Source organism: Enterobacter cloacae complex sp. ESBL7 (genome assembly GCF_041679625.1).
GTDB lineage: Bacteria > Pseudomonadota > Gammaproteobacteria > Enterobacterales > Enterobacteriaceae > Enterobacter > Enterobacter asburiae_B.
Genome location: NZ_JBGORN010000066.1, coordinates 1 through 255, shown reverse-complemented (window position 1 = coordinate 255; position 255 = coordinate 1). Strand labels below are relative to the sequence as shown.

Sequence of the window (255 nt, the reverse complement as noted above, 5' to 3'; positions counted from 1 at the left end):
TGGGGAGACCCCACACTACCATCGGCGCTACGGCGTTTCACTTCTGAGTTCGGCATGGGGTCAGGTGGGACCACCGCGCTAAAGCCGCCAGGCAAATTCTGTTAATCTGTATCAGGCTGAAAATCGTGTCTGTCTCTTCGCCGAAACAGCTTCGGCGTTGTAAGGTTAAGCCTCACGGTTCATTAGTATCGGTTAGCTCAACGCATCGCTGCGCTTACACACCCGACCTATCAACGTCGTAGTCTTCAACGTTCC

2 rRNA genes are annotated in these 255 nt (G+C 53.7%); both read right to left on the bottom strand.

The features are described from left to right. Nucleotides 1–92 (bottom strand): 5S ribosomal RNA (gene rrf, locus ACERY3_RS25480); the annotation flags it as partial. 69 nt (nt 93–161) lie between these two features. Beyond that, nucleotides 162–255: ribosomal RNA gene (locus tag ACERY3_RS25475) — 23S ribosomal RNA — on the bottom strand; the annotation flags it as partial.